The sequence below is a fragment of the Verrucomicrobiaceae bacterium genome (genome assembly GCA_016713035.1).
Taxonomy (GTDB): domain Bacteria; phylum Verrucomicrobiota; class Verrucomicrobiia; order Verrucomicrobiales; family Verrucomicrobiaceae; genus Prosthecobacter.
Genome location: JADJPW010000002.1, coordinates 161,030 through 177,640, shown reverse-complemented (window position 1 = coordinate 177,640; position 16,611 = coordinate 161,030). Strand labels below are relative to the sequence as shown.

General features: G+C 57.7%; 14 protein-coding genes. 5 read left to right on the top strand and 9 right to left on the bottom strand.

Annotated elements, in window-relative coordinates:
* Positions 1 to 17: 17 nt before the first annotated feature.
* The 3 genes from IPK32_07750 to IPK32_07740 all read right to left on the bottom strand — a co-directional run bounded on the left by IPK32_07750 (position 18) and on the right by IPK32_07740 (position 3,033).
* Positions 18 to 1,352 carry a hypothetical protein gene (locus IPK32_07750; GenBank protein ID MBK8091865.1) on the bottom strand — a complete coding sequence of 445 codons (1,335 nt, stop codon included), beginning with the start codon at positions 1,350 to 1,352 and terminating at the stop codon, positions 18 to 20.
* 182 nt (positions 1,353 to 1,534) lie between these two features.
* Positions 1,535 to 1,939 carry a hypothetical protein gene (locus IPK32_07745; protein MBK8091864.1) on the bottom strand — a complete coding sequence of 135 codons (405 nt, stop codon included), beginning with the start codon at positions 1,937 to 1,939 and terminating at the stop codon, positions 1,535 to 1,537.
* Between the two features lie 173 nt (positions 1,940 to 2,112).
* Positions 2,113 to 3,033, bottom strand: coding sequence for a hypothetical protein (locus IPK32_07740; GenBank protein MBK8091863.1), 921 nt, complete (start codon positions 3,031 to 3,033; stop codon positions 2,113 to 2,115).
* A 670-nt stretch (positions 3,034 to 3,703) separates the two neighbouring features.
* Between IPK32_07740 and IPK32_07735 the strand changes: the two genes are divergently transcribed.
* Positions 3,704 to 4,564 carry an AraC family transcriptional regulator gene (locus IPK32_07735; GenBank protein MBK8091862.1) on the top strand — a complete coding sequence of 287 codons (861 nt, stop codon included), beginning with the start codon at positions 3,704 to 3,706 and terminating at the stop codon, positions 4,562 to 4,564.
* On the opposite strand, the gene IPK32_07730 is transcribed toward IPK32_07735, so the two are convergent.
* Positions 4,524 to 5,003 carry a hypothetical protein gene (locus tag IPK32_07730; protein MBK8091861.1) on the bottom strand — a complete coding sequence of 160 codons (480 nt, stop codon included), beginning with the start codon at positions 5,001 to 5,003 and terminating at the stop codon, positions 4,524 to 4,526. The genes IPK32_07735 and IPK32_07730 overlap by 41 nt on opposite strands.
* 99 nt (positions 5,004 to 5,102) lie before the next feature.
* Here IPK32_07730 and rlmN point away from each other — a divergent pair, with 99 nt between their 5' ends.
* On the top strand, positions 5,103 to 6,260 hold the full coding sequence (gene rlmN / locus IPK32_07725) for a 23S rRNA (adenine(2503)-C(2))-methyltransferase RlmN (GenBank protein MBK8091860.1): 1,158 nt from the start codon (positions 5,103 to 5,105) through the stop codon (positions 6,258 to 6,260).
* Between the two features lie 102 nt (positions 6,261 to 6,362).
* Positions 6,363 to 6,920 (top strand): hypothetical protein, encoded by a 558-nt coding sequence (locus IPK32_07720; GenBank protein MBK8091859.1) that lies wholly within the window; start codon positions 6,363 to 6,365, stop codon positions 6,918 to 6,920.
* Here IPK32_07720 and IPK32_07715 read toward each other — a convergent pair.
* From IPK32_07715 to IPK32_07695, 5 genes are all read right to left on the bottom strand, one after another.
* On the bottom strand, positions 6,917 to 9,184 hold the full coding sequence (locus IPK32_07715; GenBank protein MBK8091858.1) for a hypothetical protein: 2,268 nt from the start codon (positions 9,182 to 9,184) through the stop codon (positions 6,917 to 6,919). The two genes, IPK32_07720 and IPK32_07715, sit on opposite strands and share 4 nt — an antisense overlap.
* Positions 9,185 to 9,337: 153 nt before the next feature.
* Positions 9,338 to 10,687, bottom strand: coding sequence for a hypothetical protein (locus IPK32_07710; GenBank protein MBK8091857.1), 1,350 nt, complete (start codon positions 10,685 to 10,687; stop codon positions 9,338 to 9,340).
* Complete coding sequence (locus IPK32_07705) at positions 10,684 to 12,108, bottom strand: Gfo/Idh/MocA family oxidoreductase (protein MBK8091856.1); 1,425 nt, start codon at positions 12,106 to 12,108, stop codon at positions 10,684 to 10,686. Before IPK32_07705 ends, IPK32_07710 begins: the two co-directional genes overlap by 4 nt.
* A gap of 50 nt (positions 12,109 to 12,158) precedes the next feature.
* Complete coding sequence (locus tag IPK32_07700) at positions 12,159 to 13,022, bottom strand: SWIM zinc finger family protein (protein ID MBK8091855.1); 864 nt, start codon at positions 13,020 to 13,022, stop codon at positions 12,159 to 12,161.
* 48 nt (positions 13,023 to 13,070) lie between these two features.
* Positions 13,071 to 14,285, bottom strand: a complete 1,215-nt coding sequence (locus IPK32_07695; GenBank protein MBK8091854.1) for an AGE family epimerase/isomerase — start codon at positions 14,283 to 14,285, stop codon at positions 13,071 to 13,073.
* Positions 14,286 to 14,434: 149 nt separating this feature from the next.
* Between IPK32_07695 and IPK32_07690 the strand changes: the two genes are divergently transcribed.
* Positions 14,435 to 14,833 (top strand): VOC family protein, encoded by a 399-nt coding sequence (locus IPK32_07690; GenBank protein MBK8091853.1) that lies wholly within the window; start codon positions 14,435 to 14,437, stop codon positions 14,831 to 14,833.
* A gap of 110 nt (positions 14,834 to 14,943) precedes the next feature.
* Positions 14,944 to 16,605 (top strand): beta-lactamase family protein, encoded by a 1,662-nt coding sequence (locus IPK32_07685; protein MBK8091852.1) that lies wholly within the window; start codon positions 14,944 to 14,946, stop codon positions 16,603 to 16,605.
* Positions 16,606 to 16,611 lie beyond the last annotated feature (6 nt).

Here is a 16,611-nt window from a genome sequence, read left to right as displayed (position 1 = left end):
ATGGGAGAATGAAACCATCATTCCAAGCTAGCTTCCAGAAACAGCAACCACACGCGGCCTTCGTCTTTGCGGCCATTCACACCTGTGTCGCCGGGTGGATTCAGCGTGCTGAGGAGGATGGTGCTGCCAGCGGCCTGGCTGTAGCCGGTGGTGATCCTTTGCGATGAGAAGACGGGAACCTCTGGGTAGTGCTCGCTCCAGAGCGGATCGTTTAGGTTTCCCATGAAGCCGGTGTACTCTAAGGCAATGTTTGTCTGGATGATCCCCCTCTTTTCATCCGCAGTCATCTCCGCCTGCCAGTGGAAGCCGATGGGGCGGGCTTCGAAAGCCTTTGTGGATGCATAACCATTTGAAAGGGCGGCAATGCCAGGTTTTTGGGGATCATCGGACTGCTTGGCGGGTTCTCCATCCTCAGGCGGATTAAACTCCGTGCCGTAAAAATGCGGACGTACGGTTTCGTGTTCCATGCGCACGCCTGTCTCGCCAGACACAGTGGCCAGATACTCCAGGACGGCACTTTTGTCTGCGAGCATGGGTTTTAGAGCGGCGAGTAGGGCAGTGTCACTCTCTGCATGAGTGCGTAGCAGCTCCCAGGCACGCGTGCGATCGAGGGAAATGACACGCGGAGTCAACGTCAGATTGCCCGCTACGAGTGATGGCAACTGCGCAGGCGGCGTGATGGGTGGCACACGCGGGGTGATGAAGGTCAGAAGCACCTGACCTGCTCCTACCGCGTGGGAACTGAGCAAGGTAGGCATTTGCACCAACGCGCCTTTTTTGGAAGGACAGCGCTGTTCATGGAAGTCCGCCACGACGACGCCGGGCTGCGTGCGGTCTGCCTTTGAGGCCCGCAGACCGCTAAAGCGCACACGCACAAAGGACTGGGTCATCTTCACAATCGTGGACGAGGGATCGACCGTGGGCTCCATCTCCAAGCGATCACCAGTCTGCGACATCTCAAAAGCCATTGGATACTGAAACCCTTTCTTGCCCGCCAAGCTCCACTCCGTCGGGTAAATCAGTTCATCCACGGACTCCAGCGTGAAGCGAGTGCCCCCAGCCCCACGGGCGAAATGGCAAGCGTCGAGCTTCGCCGTGCCTGCCTTCACCGCAGCGAGCACCTTTTCATGCAGCTTCTCGCGTCCACCAGGAGCCTCTAGCCACGCGGCGAAGTCTGCCTGCGGCAAGATGAAGCTTTCCAACAAGCAGGCGACATCCCTAATCTGCTCCAGAGGCAGCGATTGCACCTCGGTCTTCTTTTTATCTTTAATGAAGGGGTCCTTCTTCGGCGCTTCTTGAGCGGCCAAAACAGTGACGAGGAAGGTGAAAAGCAGCGAGGAAACGAGTTTCATGGCGAAGGAAGACTGGCGCATCCACTCCGAGTTGCGTCAATGCTCGATGAAGGCTGCGTAAAAGTTCTGTCAAAGCGCCAATGTAGAGGCATACCCGCTCTCTTTCCGGCCAGAACGAGCCAGCGAAGCGTGATGTAGGCGCATTCGCCTAAGTGCGAGGGTTTGCCATGAAGCCAGTGGCTTCATGCGGCGGCCTGAGCGGCCTTCTGCGACGTTGGCAGGAAAGGCTCGTGAAACGCGGTGGCGAAATCGTAACCACCATCAAAGTCGGAGAGCTCATCACCTTCATTTCTGCCGAAGTAGCCGACTTCAATGAGATTGTACACGATTTGGCCAACATCGAGACCGCGAGTGAGTCCCCACTCTTCGAGCACAATGGATGAAGCAGGTCCGTACTCGCCCAGCAAGTGCTCGCGGAAGCCCTCCAGCAGTTCTTGGCCACTGACATGCTTGTCATCGGCACCTTGGCGGAATTTGGCACAGGCATGGTGCAGCGCATCGCGAACGAGCTCGTACGCGGCGGGGTTAAAGCGCGGGTCTTTATCTAGGCAGAGGCGCACAGCCGCCGCAAAACTAAGGTCCATCATGAGGGTCCGACTAACATGTGGCGAGTAAGGCGTACAGGCAAGTGGAGTGCAAGCGTATCGATAAACGTGAACCCTACATGCTCGCGAGCAATATCAGAACATGCAGATGAAAAAAAGCCTCCCGGCTTTCACCGGGAGGCTTAGGATTCATTAATCGCACGAGGCGATCAGAATTAGAAGCGGACGTTGAGGGTCACACCACCGAAGAGCACGCTCTTGAAGGGAGAGTCATTGTTGCCAGTTGGGATGCCACCAGGGATCGCCTGGTTGCCAAGGGCACCCATGGGGAAGTTGCCCGCAATGTAGGGAGTAAGTGTTGCACGGCTGTTGAGCTTGATCGGAAGACGAATACCGGTCGTGATGGCTGTCCATCCCGTCAGATCATCTTTTCCGCCGGTAAGACCAGCAACAGAAGCAGGAGTGAACTGCCAGTTGTAGTTCTTACCATAGCCGACATTGAAGAACGGAACGAGACTGATTGAATCCGTGACTGCAATGTTGGTATTGAGGTCGATGTCGAAGTACCAGCTGTCATTCACCCAGTCATAATTGGCAGAGGTGGCCGCATTGATCGGGCCAAGGGCTGTTGCCAAACCGAGGCTCACTTCCTGTCCGTCATTCATGTCCGTACCGACGGCACCAGCAGGAAGGCCCCAGTTGCGATTGTCAGCAAGGTCACCCATGTTTCGGAAGTAACGATAGCCAAGGCTGGCCGTCACAGGTCCGAAATCACGCTGAAAGGCAGCACCAAGCTGGAGACGCTGGAAGTCGAGCTTTCCAGCACCCGCCCCGCCAAGTTGGAAGTGGTCATCTCCGAAAAGAGATCCAAAATTCATATCCCAAGCAAGGCGTGTGCCTTCCATGAGGGGAACAATACCGTTGATGGTACCATCGACCCAATGTTGGCCGTAGTTGAGGCCGCGCCAGATGTAGTTGGTGTGGTAGCCGAGGCCGGCGTTGAGACCGAGGTCGTCATTCACAGATGGCTGTGGCTGCACGGGGTTTTTAGGAGCGGGAGCGCTGGTTCCGGCCACAACAGGAGTAGCGGCCAGAGCCAAGAACCCCAGCGTTTTCAGCAATGCATTCAATTTCATAGTCTGATTATAGTTGGTTTGGTTGGTTGGTTGAGGTCGACACTCGGATCGTTGCTACCCACGACCATTCGCCGGGATAGAACTAACGTGCGCCGTTCAATAATAACTAGCAGGCGAGTTCTGAAGATGAAAGCATATTTTTCACTTTTCTGCATTTTTTGCACCACCCCTCCATAAAGTAAGAAATGCGCCTTAATTGAGACTCAAATTCGAGCCACTGACGCATTTTGTCAGCCTTTTGTTCGCATTCGTGCGATTTGACTGACCCTAAAACTCAAATCTGAGTCAGGTCTGCCCTAAATCAAATCGGCCGCTAACACTGCATGGGCCGATCGCATGGCTAAATCCTTCGCCTGGGCGACTACACGGCCCTTTTCAGTATCAAATCGATAGGCGTGACAGCTAGGACAAGTCACTGCACGCATCACGACAATGGAGCCGCAGCCTTCACAGACTTTGTACTGCTCAGGGTGTGCAGCGATTTTCTCTGCCTGCCGTGTGCGGTTATCTGTGTCTGCCTGATTAATCATGGCTCAAACTACAAACCGATTCAGCTCATGCAACTAGCGCGATCACTTTGTGATCGATTCCCTGCATGACATCCTTTGTGGTGAAGACACAAAGACATTCCTACTCGACATCGACTGGATCAAAGATGTATTATCCCGTCATGGCATCCTCAACCCAGGGAACCAAATTCATCGAGAATTTATACGCCACTCCAGCAGATTGGCAGCGCGATTTGTTTTATTCCGTCGCTCGTGCCGGACATTTGCGAGCTGGCACCGACCATCGCATCGAGCGAGAGACCTATCCTGGCCATGAGCTGATTCTTTGCCTCTCTGGGAGCGGCTGGCTGCGAGTGGCTGGAAAAAAACACGACGTCGCTCCTGGACAACTCATTTGGGTAAACTGCCATCACCCACATGCCTACGGAGCCTTGTCGAGTGATCCCTGGGAACTCTATTGGATGCGTATAGAGGGCCGCCCTCTTGATCGCATCTCGGAATTACTACAAATCCGCAGCCAGCCGGTCTTTGAAAACGTCACTGTGCATTCCCTCACGGCAGAGTTTGAGCGTGTCTTCCGCTGGATGATCGGCTCACGCCCTGGAGATGCGGCGATGGCTAGCGCCGCAGTAGCAGCCGTCATCGGTCTACTCTTTGACGCTCGGTTATCTGAGCCAGGCATCCTCCAACCAGAGCTACCGCTGGCAGTTCAGCGAGCCGTGGAGCGTATGCGCCTCTACTTTCATGAACCCATGCGTGTGGTGGAGCTGGCGCAGCTCTCTGGCATGAGTGAGAGCCACTTCAGCCGCCAATTCAAGGCTGCGATGGGCACTAGCACCATCGACTGGCTACGGCGAGAGCGTATTCATCAGGCGAAGCACCGACTCATTGAGAGCGATGACCCTGTGAAGGAAATCGCCCGGCAAGTCGGCTATCACGATCAGTTTTTCTTTTCCAAAGACTTCAAAAAGATGACCAAGCTCACTCCGACACAGTTTCGCGAGCAAGAGCGGCAGAGTTGAGCATTTTGTCATACCGCTGAGAGAGCCAGGCATGGCTGCGACGGAGGATGAAATCCATGCTCAAGGCCAACACTGCACCACCTATGCCACCGCCAATGGCTCCGAGGAGAGGGATTTGCCACTCAAGGCTACCCGGCCACTGCACAGCGAGCTCCTCTGCGTATCGCACCAAATGATGTCCAGCCCATGCGAGTAATGCTCCGCAGGGAATGCCTGTGAGGATGCCACATTGCAGCAAAAAGACCCGCAGCGCGGTAGCGGGCCTCCGCGTGATGAATCCGAGCACCGCAGAGCTAGAGATGACACCGAGTAGAACCAACGCCGATGCTACCACACAGAGAAAAAGCCCCACGCCTATGCCTGCACCGATGATGATGAGCATGATGATCGAGGCAGTCAGGACGACGACCGACCCCATGCCGAGAAAGAGGGAGTTCATAGCGATCATGGCCAGAGTCTTGCCGAAAAGGGCACCTGAATCACGCGGATTCTCCAAACTTAAATTTCAAAACTTTCATTCCGCGCCACAATCCGCGAAATGATCCCCGCCACTGCCCCACAAGCCCTCCTCGGCATGAAACCTGAGGAAATCGCGACCGTGTTCGCAGAGATGGGAAAACCAGCTTTCCGAGCAAAACAGCTCGTCGAATGGATTTATGCCAAAAGAGCCGCTTCCTTTGATGAAATGACGAATTTGCCAAAAGCGGCCCGTGAGGCCCTGGCGGCTCGATTTACCACCCGCACGATGCATATCGCCACTGTCACGGGCTCGGCCGACACGACGCGTAAATTCTTGCTGCGGCTGCATGATGGGCGCTTTGTCGAGACCGTGCTCATCCCGGCGAATCCTGCGCTCTACGGTGGCAAATCAGATCGCCGCACGCTCTGCGTCTCCAGCCAAGTGGGCTGTGCTTATGACTGCAAATTCTGCGCCAGTGGACTCGCGGGCTTTACGCGGAATCTCTCGGCGGCAGAGATCGTGGAGCAAATCGTGCAAGTCGAAGCCCACGCGGGCGAGCGAGTGGATAACCTTGTTTTTATGGGCATGGGGGAGCCGCTGGCGAATTACTCGAATGTAACCAAAGCGATCGAAATCCTCAATGCGGAATGGGGAGTCGGCATCGGGGCACGCCACATGACGGTCAGCACGAGCGGTTTGGCCCCGCAGATCGAAAAATTAGCCGATTTTCCGCTTCAAATACGCCTCGCTATCTCACTCCATGGCGCCACGGATGCCGTGCGTGAGCAGATCATGCCTGTGAATCGCAAATACCCGCTCTCCGAGCTTTTTGCGGCGCTGGAGTACTGGAATGAACGAAGGAAGCAGTTCCTGACCTTTGAGTTCATCCTCATCCAGGACATCAATGACAGTCCTGAGCAAGCCCGAGCCCTGGCAAAGCGTGCCCGCCAAGTAAACGCCAAGGTCAATCTCATCCCCTACAACACCGTGGATGGCCTGCCGTGGGAGCGCCCCTCCGAGCAGCGCCAGGATGCCTTTTTGAGCATCCTCACGGCCGCAGGAGTCACCGCCACGCTGCGGCGGGAAAAGGGCCATGACATCGCCGCCGCCTGCGGCCAGCTCCGGCTCAAGCAAGAGACCCAGCTCGGCATTATCGAATCCCCCATCCCTGCAAAGCGCATCACCATCGGAGGTGAGCCAGCACTAGCCGCATCCGACATCGCAACCGCAGCTTGAAGAACCACACATCCCCTTTTTCTTCGCGAGAATAGCCCCATGCAGCGACATCGCCTCCCCACCTCCAGCTTTAGCTTGTTTCTTCATATTTGGCCTGTTGCCGTGCTTTTGCTGCTCGTGAGCTGCGTGAGCACGGAGGATGAAATGCAGCGCCGGGATCGTGCGCGGCGGCTCGCTGCCGACTTGGCGACTCTCTCCCCCACTGTATCGAAGGCGGAAGCCCAAAAACTAGCCAGCACCGCCGTCGAGCGGTCTGCGGAGCTCCAGCGCCAATGGAGGCCCATGCACATCGCCTGGGCGAACAATGCGCTGATCAACATGTGCCTCCAGCCGCGCGGACTGTGCTACCACTGGCGTGATGACACTTATCCGCCTCTCCACCATCTCCATCTGCGCACACTCGATGTGCATCTAGCCGCCGCCCGCCGCGCCACACCACGGGAGCATAATGCCCTGGTCATCACCGCACATGGCCAGCCTTTTGAGGAAGGCATCGTGCTGGATGGATGGCGCAGCGGCGGCCCCATGGCCTGGAAGCATGTCAAAAAGGACAAATACCCCTGGAAACCCCTCCCCTGGGAAATCACCCCCATGGAGCTGCGGCCACTCATCATGCCAGATCGTTACCCGACACCGCCTGCGGCCAATCCTCCGCGCTAACGCCTCACACTCAGCTTATGGATGCGCACTCGTGTTTTTTCACTGTGTGTCCCTGCGCCGATGCCGACGTGTGACCACTGCTCTTTCACATAACCAGGAGGCGTAGGCGCATTTTCAAAGACTGGCTTATCATTGACCCACAGCGACATGCCAGAGGTGCTACTGGTCAGCTTGAAGGTGAATCGTGGCTCCACAGTGATCTTTGGCTGCTCCAGCGCGGGACCTAGTCGGTTCGAGAGCATGGCCCGCACCTCCTTTTCTGTGTAAACAAAGCGGATCGCCACCCAGCGCCCGGTGTCTGGATACCCGTAGGAAAACCAACACTGCGTGGCCTCTCCTGGATCAGTGACCTCCACTTCACCCTCCAGAGTGAACTGTGGCCCGATGCGTGCCTCACAGACAGTCGTGCGCCAGGCATCACGCCCACGGTGTAGCCAGGCACCAACGTCCAGCTCCCAGCCGCCACCTTCACGCGACCAACCACGGAATTTCGGCTCCGCAGGCACCAGTGAAGCTGCCTCGCCACTGCGTGCCGCTGACTCGATCTTTGAAAGTGCCAATCGGTGCTCCACATAGTCACGTCCGGCTCCTTTGAGCTTCTCCCCGCCTTCGGACAGTGCGATCTCGTAGTTCTTCACCGCATCAGCCGCGTTGAAGCTCTTTTCCGCCGTTTCGGCACGCTGGAGCTGCGCTCCGACGCCTCCATCCACATACGCATTCGTCTTTCCGACGAGCAATGCCTCATCCACACCCTCCCATTGCTCCAAAGCATAGCGATTCGGCTTCTGATCGAGCTTTTTCAGCCATTCAGCCGCCTCATCGTAGTGGCGGCATTTGAAGGCAAATACCGCGGCATGGGTGCGATCCACGGCACGCCAGGGCGCACGCTTCACTTCAGCCTCCGCGCCATCAAAGACGGCTTTCGCGCTGCTATAGTGGCTGGGGGAGAGCTCTTTGAAATACTCCGCAGGCACATCCCACTCACTCGAGAAGTCCCGATGAGCCTGGAGAAGCACCCATGGCAACCCAGAGTCATACCGCTGCGTCTCCGCGCAGGCCAAGCCGAAGCTGCGCATCTTCTCCAAGCTGCCATGCCAGCGCGGGCGCAGCCCCCAGAGGAGATGTCTGGCGGCCTCTGGCGTGTCCACCTCCACCTTCTGCGCCTCCTCCAGCCAGGTAAACATGCTCTTCACTGCCTGCGCCTCCCCCTGGGAGAGCGCGGCCTCGATCATCGACACCGCAGGCTCTGGGGTCTCGGGCTTCAGCTCCCAGGCCTCCTGGAAAAGCTTCCGCGCCTTCTCCGACTCATGCGCGAAGACCGCCATCCCACTCGAACTCACGCCATCGGCATAGCTGTCCCCGCGCTCATCCCAGGCCCGGCGCAGGCTATGCTGACCCGCGATCCATTTTTTCAGCCAGGGCTTCGCCGCGTCTGTCTTTCCCACTTCCTCCGCCACGCGCTCATGCAGATACTGGAAGAAAATCTCTGCCGTACCACCTCTGAGCATATAGACCGCCACGCGATCATGCAGTTTCGAAAAGCCCTCGGTCGCATCGAGCACCTTACGCAGCGCCTTGAAGGCTGCCTCGATGCGGACCTCTGCCTCTTTTTCACCTTCATCACCGCTCAAAGATACGGCCAACGCCATCGCCACTCGAAAGGCCAATACCTCCTCACCCACTTTCCCATCGACAGCCTTAAAAGCGCTTTGCAGCAGCTCCTGACTTCCGGGCTCGCCCATCAAGACCGTCCCCAGTGCATAAGCACTCACCGGATGCTCACGCCCCACTGGAGCGAGGTCACGAGCCAGACTTTGCAGTTCAAGATTCGACACTTGGTCCGCAGAGCCGCACAGTTTGGCCACTAAGGCCTTCGCAAAAGGCATCCACCGATCCTTCGGCAGATGCGCAGGCTCTGGAGTGAGCCCATTCACTTGAAAAAGTTTTTCTAGCCACTCCCGCATTGGGCGCTGGCCTTCATCCGCGATGACCGCATTCTCCCCGATCACCAGCTTGGAAAAGGAGGAACGGCTCGCCCGTGCAGTGGGTGTGGGCCGGGGTGTAGGAGAGCCCTGGACACCTGGATTGGATGATTGCGGAGTGATTGCCGTCGGAAGCGGGGTGCTCTCGGATGTCTCTGCATCTGTGGGCTGCCTCCCTTTCCAAACGGAATACCCCACCATTCCCGCGATTAGGACGGCCAACATGCCGATGTTGCGCACGAGGGCAGCCTTGTCTGTTTCGTTGTCAGAATCGTAGCTCATGAGGATTAAGGTAGTATTTCGCCACACATCCCAGCACAATTCCACTTAGGCCGTCTATGAAAAAGTTGGCTCCATCTTGGTTTCGTCGGTGATTTGTGAAGAGCACGGCCGCACTGGCGGCACCGTCCGACGAGAGCGAATGAATCGGACGCCTTACTTCCGGCGGACTTCCAGCACTTCTAGCGCGGTGAGCTTCCATTCCCCTTGGATGGGCGTGAGCGTCACACGGGCTTTGTAACCGTTGTAGCGTGGATGGGCGTGGCCCCAGTGGCCGACATTGCCCAGGACGCTCCAGTTGCATTCTGCATCGAATCCGCCGCTCTGCTCATTGGGCGTGGCTTTGTCCACACTGGCCTCGAATTCGGTGATGAGCACCCTTGTGCCCTCACGTCCATCGAGCGTGAGAGCCTGAATGGTATCGAGGTAAAGCTTACGCAGCAGCTCCCCATCCACGCTACGAGCCAGCACATCATACACACGGCTCTCCGTGCGGTGATCAAAGGCTCGATACACATTGCGCAGGAGCGGGCTGACGATTTTCTGAGCCTCCTCTGGAGTGCTGATCCGTGGCACACTGCTCGATCCGCCGACGGAAATGGTCAGCAGTTTGCCAAAGAGGACGAGGCCGAAAACCCACACGCCGAAGTAGGGTAGCCCACCACCCGGTAGGCGATAGTCACGATGCCAGATCCACCAGTAAAAAACTGCTCCCGCGAAAAGCCATGCGAGCAGCCCCACCGGGATACGAGTCGGCTGACCTGGATCAAAGGTGGGCACCGCAGCGAGCGGCGCGGGCCGCACACGCCCCTTGTTCTGCCATTGGATGCGCTTGGTGATGTTGTTCGCCACCGCTCGCTCGCTTAAATTACTGAAGAGCATCGTCACGGGCAGCTCGCGCAGTTCATTGATCCAGCCTTTCCATGTCACATTCACCTCATCCGGGGTTTCGTTCGTGGTGAATTGCCACACGAGTCCCAGCATGCATTGATCGTATGCCAGCTCCTCATTCTCTGTCATGGGCACTGTGGCACCAGGCTTGCCTTTGACAAAATAGGCAACGGGAGCCGCCTGCGGCAGCTTGCCAGAGTGCGTCTCTACGGAGCACCACTCAGCGGCCAGTCCCTCCGCATCACGGATGAGCTGCTGTTGGCGCTCTGCCGTGATGGTGCGCGGGCGTGGATTCTCATCTGGAGAGAGCCAGTTGAATGTCTGCCCCATGTCGAAGAGAGCCTCCACGCGTGTCTGATAAGGCTCCACATAGAGATAGAGCTGCGCCACGGCCCCCGTCGCACTACCAGCAGCCGGCAGTGGCGGAGGAGTGGCGGGCGCTGCACCGGACGCTGCTGGCGCGGCGCCTAGCGGTTGCTGCACGCCTGGCACACCTTCCAGATTCAGGGGCAGCTCGACTCGGTCGATCTTCACCTGAGCAGCGAGCTGCGAGATGAAGGCGAGCGACATGACAGCGACAATAGCTGTCCGGTAGATGAGAGGGCGTTCGATCACAGTGTCCAGGGTTTGCGCCATTCTTTGGAGAGCAGCTTGGATGCTGCCGCATTATCCGCGATGGTTTCCGTCTTCGGGTCCCACTTCAGCGACGTGCTACCGCTACGCAGCGCGATATTGGCCAGATGTGAGATACTGATGCTGCGGTGGCTGACTTCGATGGGAGTGGCGGTGGGTTTGCCGTCGTAGATGCAGCTGAGGAAGTTGTCCGTGTGGTCTTTGCTCTCGTAGAGATGGATTTCGCCATCCTTCGCCTTGTCGCGGAGGATTTCGGGGTCGCTGGAGCTGATCTTGCCCCGATTGACATGGATCCATTTTCCGTCTTCGCCCATGAAGCAGACGCCGATGTGGTCAAAGGGCTTCGCGCCGGGTGTTTTCGCATGCTGGGCCGCTGCGGCCTGCATGATCTGGTGCTCGGGGCTGGCTACATGCATGACGAGTCCATTTTCATACACGCACTCAAAGCTGAACTCCGTGGCCGTGTTATACAGAGCATTCAGGTCCAGCTTCCCACTCACGTTTTTGAGCTCGGTAGGGCCACTCAGGTCCGAGCCCATGCCCCACTGCGCGATGTCGATGTGGTGTGCGCCGAAGTCGGTGATCATCCCGCCGGAGAAATTAAAATTGTGACGCCAGTTCAGAGGCAGCAGCGCCGGACGGTAATCCATCTGCTCCGCAGGGCCTAGCCACATCTCGTAATCGAAGTCTGCTGGTACAGGGGCCGTATTGATCTGATCAGCCATGCCGTTCCAGTTCTTGTGCCCACCAGGCAGGCCTACGAGCACACGCTGGAGCTTGCCGATACGGCCATTGCGCACCTGCTCACAGGCGAGGCGGAAATACAGATCGCTGCGCTGCTGGCTGCCGGTTTGCCAAGTCACGCCTGCTTTCGCCACTTCATCACTCATGAGGCGTCCTTCGGCGATGTTCAGTGCCAGCGGCTTCTGCCCGTAGATGTGCTTGCCCTTCCGTGCGGCATAGACAGCCATGTACGCATGCCAATGGTCCGGCGTGGAGACCTGCACCGCATCCAGGTCCTCTTTTTCCATCATCTCACGGAAGTCCGCATACGCCGTGCAGCCCTTCACCGGCTTGTGCTCGGCTTTGGAGTAGGATTCGTCGATGATTTTGCGCCCAGCCTCACGTCCCCCGGTTTCTTTGCCGTCGTAGCCGTAGTGGCCGTATTCCTTCATCGGATCTGCCACCGCGATGACCTGGCATTTGCCATTGGTGAGGAACGATGGCGTCCAATCACCCGCGATAGTGCCCCAGCCGATTGCTCCGACCGTGATCCGCTCCGAAGGGGCCGGACGACCCGGCTTACCGAAGACCGAGGACGGAACGATGGACGGGAATCCCAGTGCGGCTGCGCTGGAGGCGAGAAAACGACGGCGTGAGAAATGGGGGACTCTGTGGAGCATGGCGAAGCGGTTTATACGCGGGTCGCCTGCTCGGCGCAAAGCCCAAAAACTCAGCCAGCGGCCTGTTTGGTCCGTTTTGTGACTTGGCGTGGTTTGGTGGCTTTGGGAGCCGCAGTGGCCCTCTTGGCTGCTTTTTTAGCCACCGTGCTCTTCGTGCTCTTTTTAGCCTTCGGAGTCGGTTGGGGCTCAGGCTCGGCCTCAGGCACGATTGCCACATCTCCCATCTCGATGCCAAAAAGCGCACTCAGATCCGCCCCGGCCAACTCACCGCCACCATCCACCACGCCAGAGACAGCCGCGTCCTTCGCCTGCGAGAGCAAATCTGCGCCATCCACGCCACGCAGCTTAAAGAGCAGCTCCGGCTGCGCATCCAGCAGCACGCCCACGCCATACAGCACGGCAGAGACATGCTTGCACATGTCCGCATAGTCCGGGCAGGAGCAATCAAAGCGGATCTCACGCGGTTTCGGGAATAGCCCATGCTCTGGATCACTGAGCACCTGCATCACACCATCACCTAGCTTGCCCGCTAGCAGATCCAGCATCGAGCCCACTTGCCCTTCGCACCTCTTCACGGTCTCCTTCCACTGCCCAGGCCGTAGTGGCTGCACATACACCGTCGTCTCATACAGCTCAGAGCCCGCCACCACCGCGCCTAGCTTCCCAGACTCGATTTCAAGATTGTACACACTCCCTTGGCGCAAATAACTACGCCCACGCGGCAGCCGATTCTCATACTGCTGATACGACTCCAGATTCCGGCACCAAGCCTGGCCCCAAAAAGTACTGCAGAGGCTTTTTTTGCCCGCAGGAGCCTCCAGCGGCTCAAATCGCTGCCCTTTCTTCTTCAGCTTCTCGATTTCGCGTTGGACGCGTGCTTTTGAAGACGCTGCGCTTTGGTAAGACCACCACATGATTCGTTTGTTTTGTTAAGATACGAGAATCCCTCTGCGCCGTCTTCATCAACTTACAACCGGGAACTGCGAGCCGAGAACCGCAGAACAATACCAGAGCATGCGCGGCAGGTGAAACGGCCCCTTCCACATATTCCCCTTCAGCTTCACCGATGGCGTCCCATCCCGGTGCAAATAACCGAACCACTCACCATGCTCCGCGTCTGGGAAATGTGTGAAACTCCACTCATGCACCAGCCGGTGCCATTTCGCATACTTCGCATCGCCACTCACCGTCCATGCCAGCAGCGTCGCGATGATCGCTTCATTATGCGGCCACCAGAACTTCATATCATGCCAGTACTCCTGCACTGGCTTCCCAAACACATCGCGGAAGTAAAACAGACCGCCATGCTCCGCATCCCAGCCGCGCTCCCACATGCAGTCCAGGATCGCCAGCCCCAGCCGCGTGTAGCTCTTCTCCCCTCGCCACCGCCCCTCATGTAGGATGAACCACGCGCACTCCAGCGCATGCCCCGGATTCAGCGTGCGACCATCAAAGTGATCGATCACGCTCCCATCCGGTGCCACCACCTCCATCAGCGCCCCAAGCTCTGGCTTATAAAAATGCCGCTCGATCTCCAGAATGAAGCGGTCCACCCACTCCGAGCAGGTGTGACCACTGATCTTCGCATCCCCCAGATTCACCCGCAGCTCCTGCGCCGTCGCGATCCCGATCATGAGTGCCCCGATCCCCATCATCGGCCGCGTCTCCGTATTGAACTTCGGCTGCATCATCCCAGGCTCGAAGCTGTGCTTCAGATATGTCGCAAAATCCCGCCGCGCCTTCTCCGCATAGCTTTCATCTCCAGTCGCCTTCGCATACGCCGCATGCGCGATCGCCGCAAAGGCCTCACTATAAACATAGCGCCGCATCCGCAGCGGCCGCCCCTCCCGCGTCACCGTGAAAAACAGCTTCCCGTCCGTCGCATAGCCATGCGCATCCAGGAAAGCCATGCACGAGCCCGCCGCAGCCAGCCACTCCGCCTTCTTCTCCACCGTATTGAACAGCGTCGCAAACATCCACCCCGCTCGTCCTTGGAACCAAATGCTCTTATCCGTATCCAGCACACTCCCATCGCGATCCAGCGACGTGATCACCCCATCAAACTCACGATCCATCCCATGCCGCAGCCAAAACGGCATCACATCATGGAGAAGCGTATCGCGATACGTCGCCGCATAAGCAGCCCGCTGCGCCGGATGGGTCAAATCGAGGGACATAGGGATCGAATCATTTTTTATGTTCACAAAGCTCAGCCTCAGATTTATTTCTGAAACCACTCTTGGATTATCCAATACCTCGAATCAAACGAGCGACATCAGCGAATTCCAGACCTCCAAACTCCACCATAACCCCACCCAAACGCATCATGACCCCCAAACGCAATCCCGTCGGCTGGTTCGAAATCTATGTTTCCGACATGGCCCGTGCCAGATCCTTCTACGAAACCGTACTCAACATCCAAATGCAGCCTCTACCGAATCCCGAAGGCATGGACGGCGGTTTTGAGATGCTGATGTTCCCCTCCGACATGGAAAACCAAGCTCCCGGCTGTGGTGGCACGCTTTGCAGGATGGAAGGCTTCACACCCGGAGCTGGCGGCACTTTGATCTACTTCTCGTGCGCGGACTGCGGCGTGGAGGCATCCCGTGTCGCAGCCGCTGGAGGCCAAGTGTTTCGTGAAAAGTTCTCCATCGCCCCCTATGGCTGCATCGCCCTCATCATCGACACCGAAGGCAACATGATCGGCCTGCATTCGATGAATTGAGCCGCAGGCCTCCGCCAACTGCGCAGAGAAGCGGCGAACAGAAGCCCTGGCACACACCTGCCCAGCTTTTTGTGAGTGACAAATCAACCGCCGCCTCGCATCCTCAGCGCATGAAGCGCCTCCTCTTTGCCATCGCGTCGTTTTTTCTGTGCAGCCCGCTTTTTGCTCAAAAACCGCTCACCTTGGCCGCTGCGGCAGAAAAAGCCGCCAAAGACCTCCCGCGTGGCTGCATCGTCACGGGCGAGTGGCGTGATGGAAAGGCCGTCTATGCCATCGCGGGCCCAGACAAGCCTGCTGGCGTGGCGGCGGAGAAAGTCGTCTTCGAGATCGGCTCCATCAGCAAAACCTTCACCGGCATCCTGCTCGCCCAGGCCGTGCTGGAAAAGAAGCTCACCTTTGAAACCACGCTCAAACAAGCACTCGATCTCAAACAGACCTTCATCGACGAAAAAGTCGCCGCCATCACGCTCGCACAGCTTACCACGCACACCAGTGGCCTACCACGCATGCCGGACAATGCCGACTTCACCGGCACCGATCCCTATGTGAGCTACGATACGAAAAAACTACGCGAATGGCTCGCCACCGTGAAGCTAGAAAAAGCCGCCCCCCATGAGCTGAGCTACTCCAATGTCGGAATCGCCGTCCTCGGCCATGTGATCGAGCGTGCGCTCGGTGACTCGTGGGAAAACCTCGTGCGGGATCGCATCTGTCAGCCGCTCGGCATGCACGACACCACGCCCAAGCCGAACGCGGAACAGCAAAAGCGTCTCGCTCCGCCTTTTGATAGCAAGGCTGTGGCGCACGCGTGGAATTTTCAGGCCTTCGCCCCCGCTGGTGCCCTACGCAGCACCGCTGCCGACATGATGCTCTACGCCCGCGCTTTGGCCGCGCCTGACAAATCACCGCTCAAAGAAGCCATCGCCCTCGCCACCAAACCACTCGCCGAAGGCATCGGTTGCTGCTTTTTCCTCGATGGAGCGACCATCTCCCACGGCGGCGGCACCGGTGGCTACCGCACACATTTCGAAGCCTCGCCGAAAAACGGCCTCGCACGTCTCATCCTCATCAACAACGCCGCCGTGGATGACTCCAGCGTGATGCGTGAGATCACACGCCAGAACTTTGTCGCTGTCGCAGGCAGCAAATTGACCGAGTCCGAGCTCGCACCCTATCTCGGCGTTTTTGATCTCGGCAAAGAAGCCAAATTCACCTTCATCCTCCGCGATGGTGGTCTGTGGGGAAAACTGACCGGTCAGCCCATTTTGCCCTTCACACATGAAAAGGACGATTCCTTCTTCCACCGCGGTGTAGCAGCTCGTTTGATCTTCAAGCGTGACGCGGCAAAAGCCATCACCGCCGTCGTTCTCGATCAAAACGGCTTCAAACAAACCGCCCAGCGTAGCAGTAGCGAATCCCCCGCCTACCTCTTCCGCCCTGCTAAGGAGCTCGAAGAGATGCCGGCACTTACGACCTGCTGCCGCCCTTCAAAGTCTTCACCATCGAGCTACGACGCGGCACGCTCTTCGTCCAACTCACCGGCCAGTCCTCCATGCCCGTTTTCGAGACAAAAAAGGACCACTTCGAATACGACGTCGTCCCCGCCGCCATCGAATTCGAGCGCGATGCCACGACTGGCCAAATCCTACGCCTCCACCTGCATCAAAATGGCCTCAAACTGCCCGCTCTGCGGCAAAAGAAGGCTCCATGATGTTTCTCAAACATTATGCTCAACATACATAATGTTTGCCAAGATGCATCTAGCCGCATAAACTCCG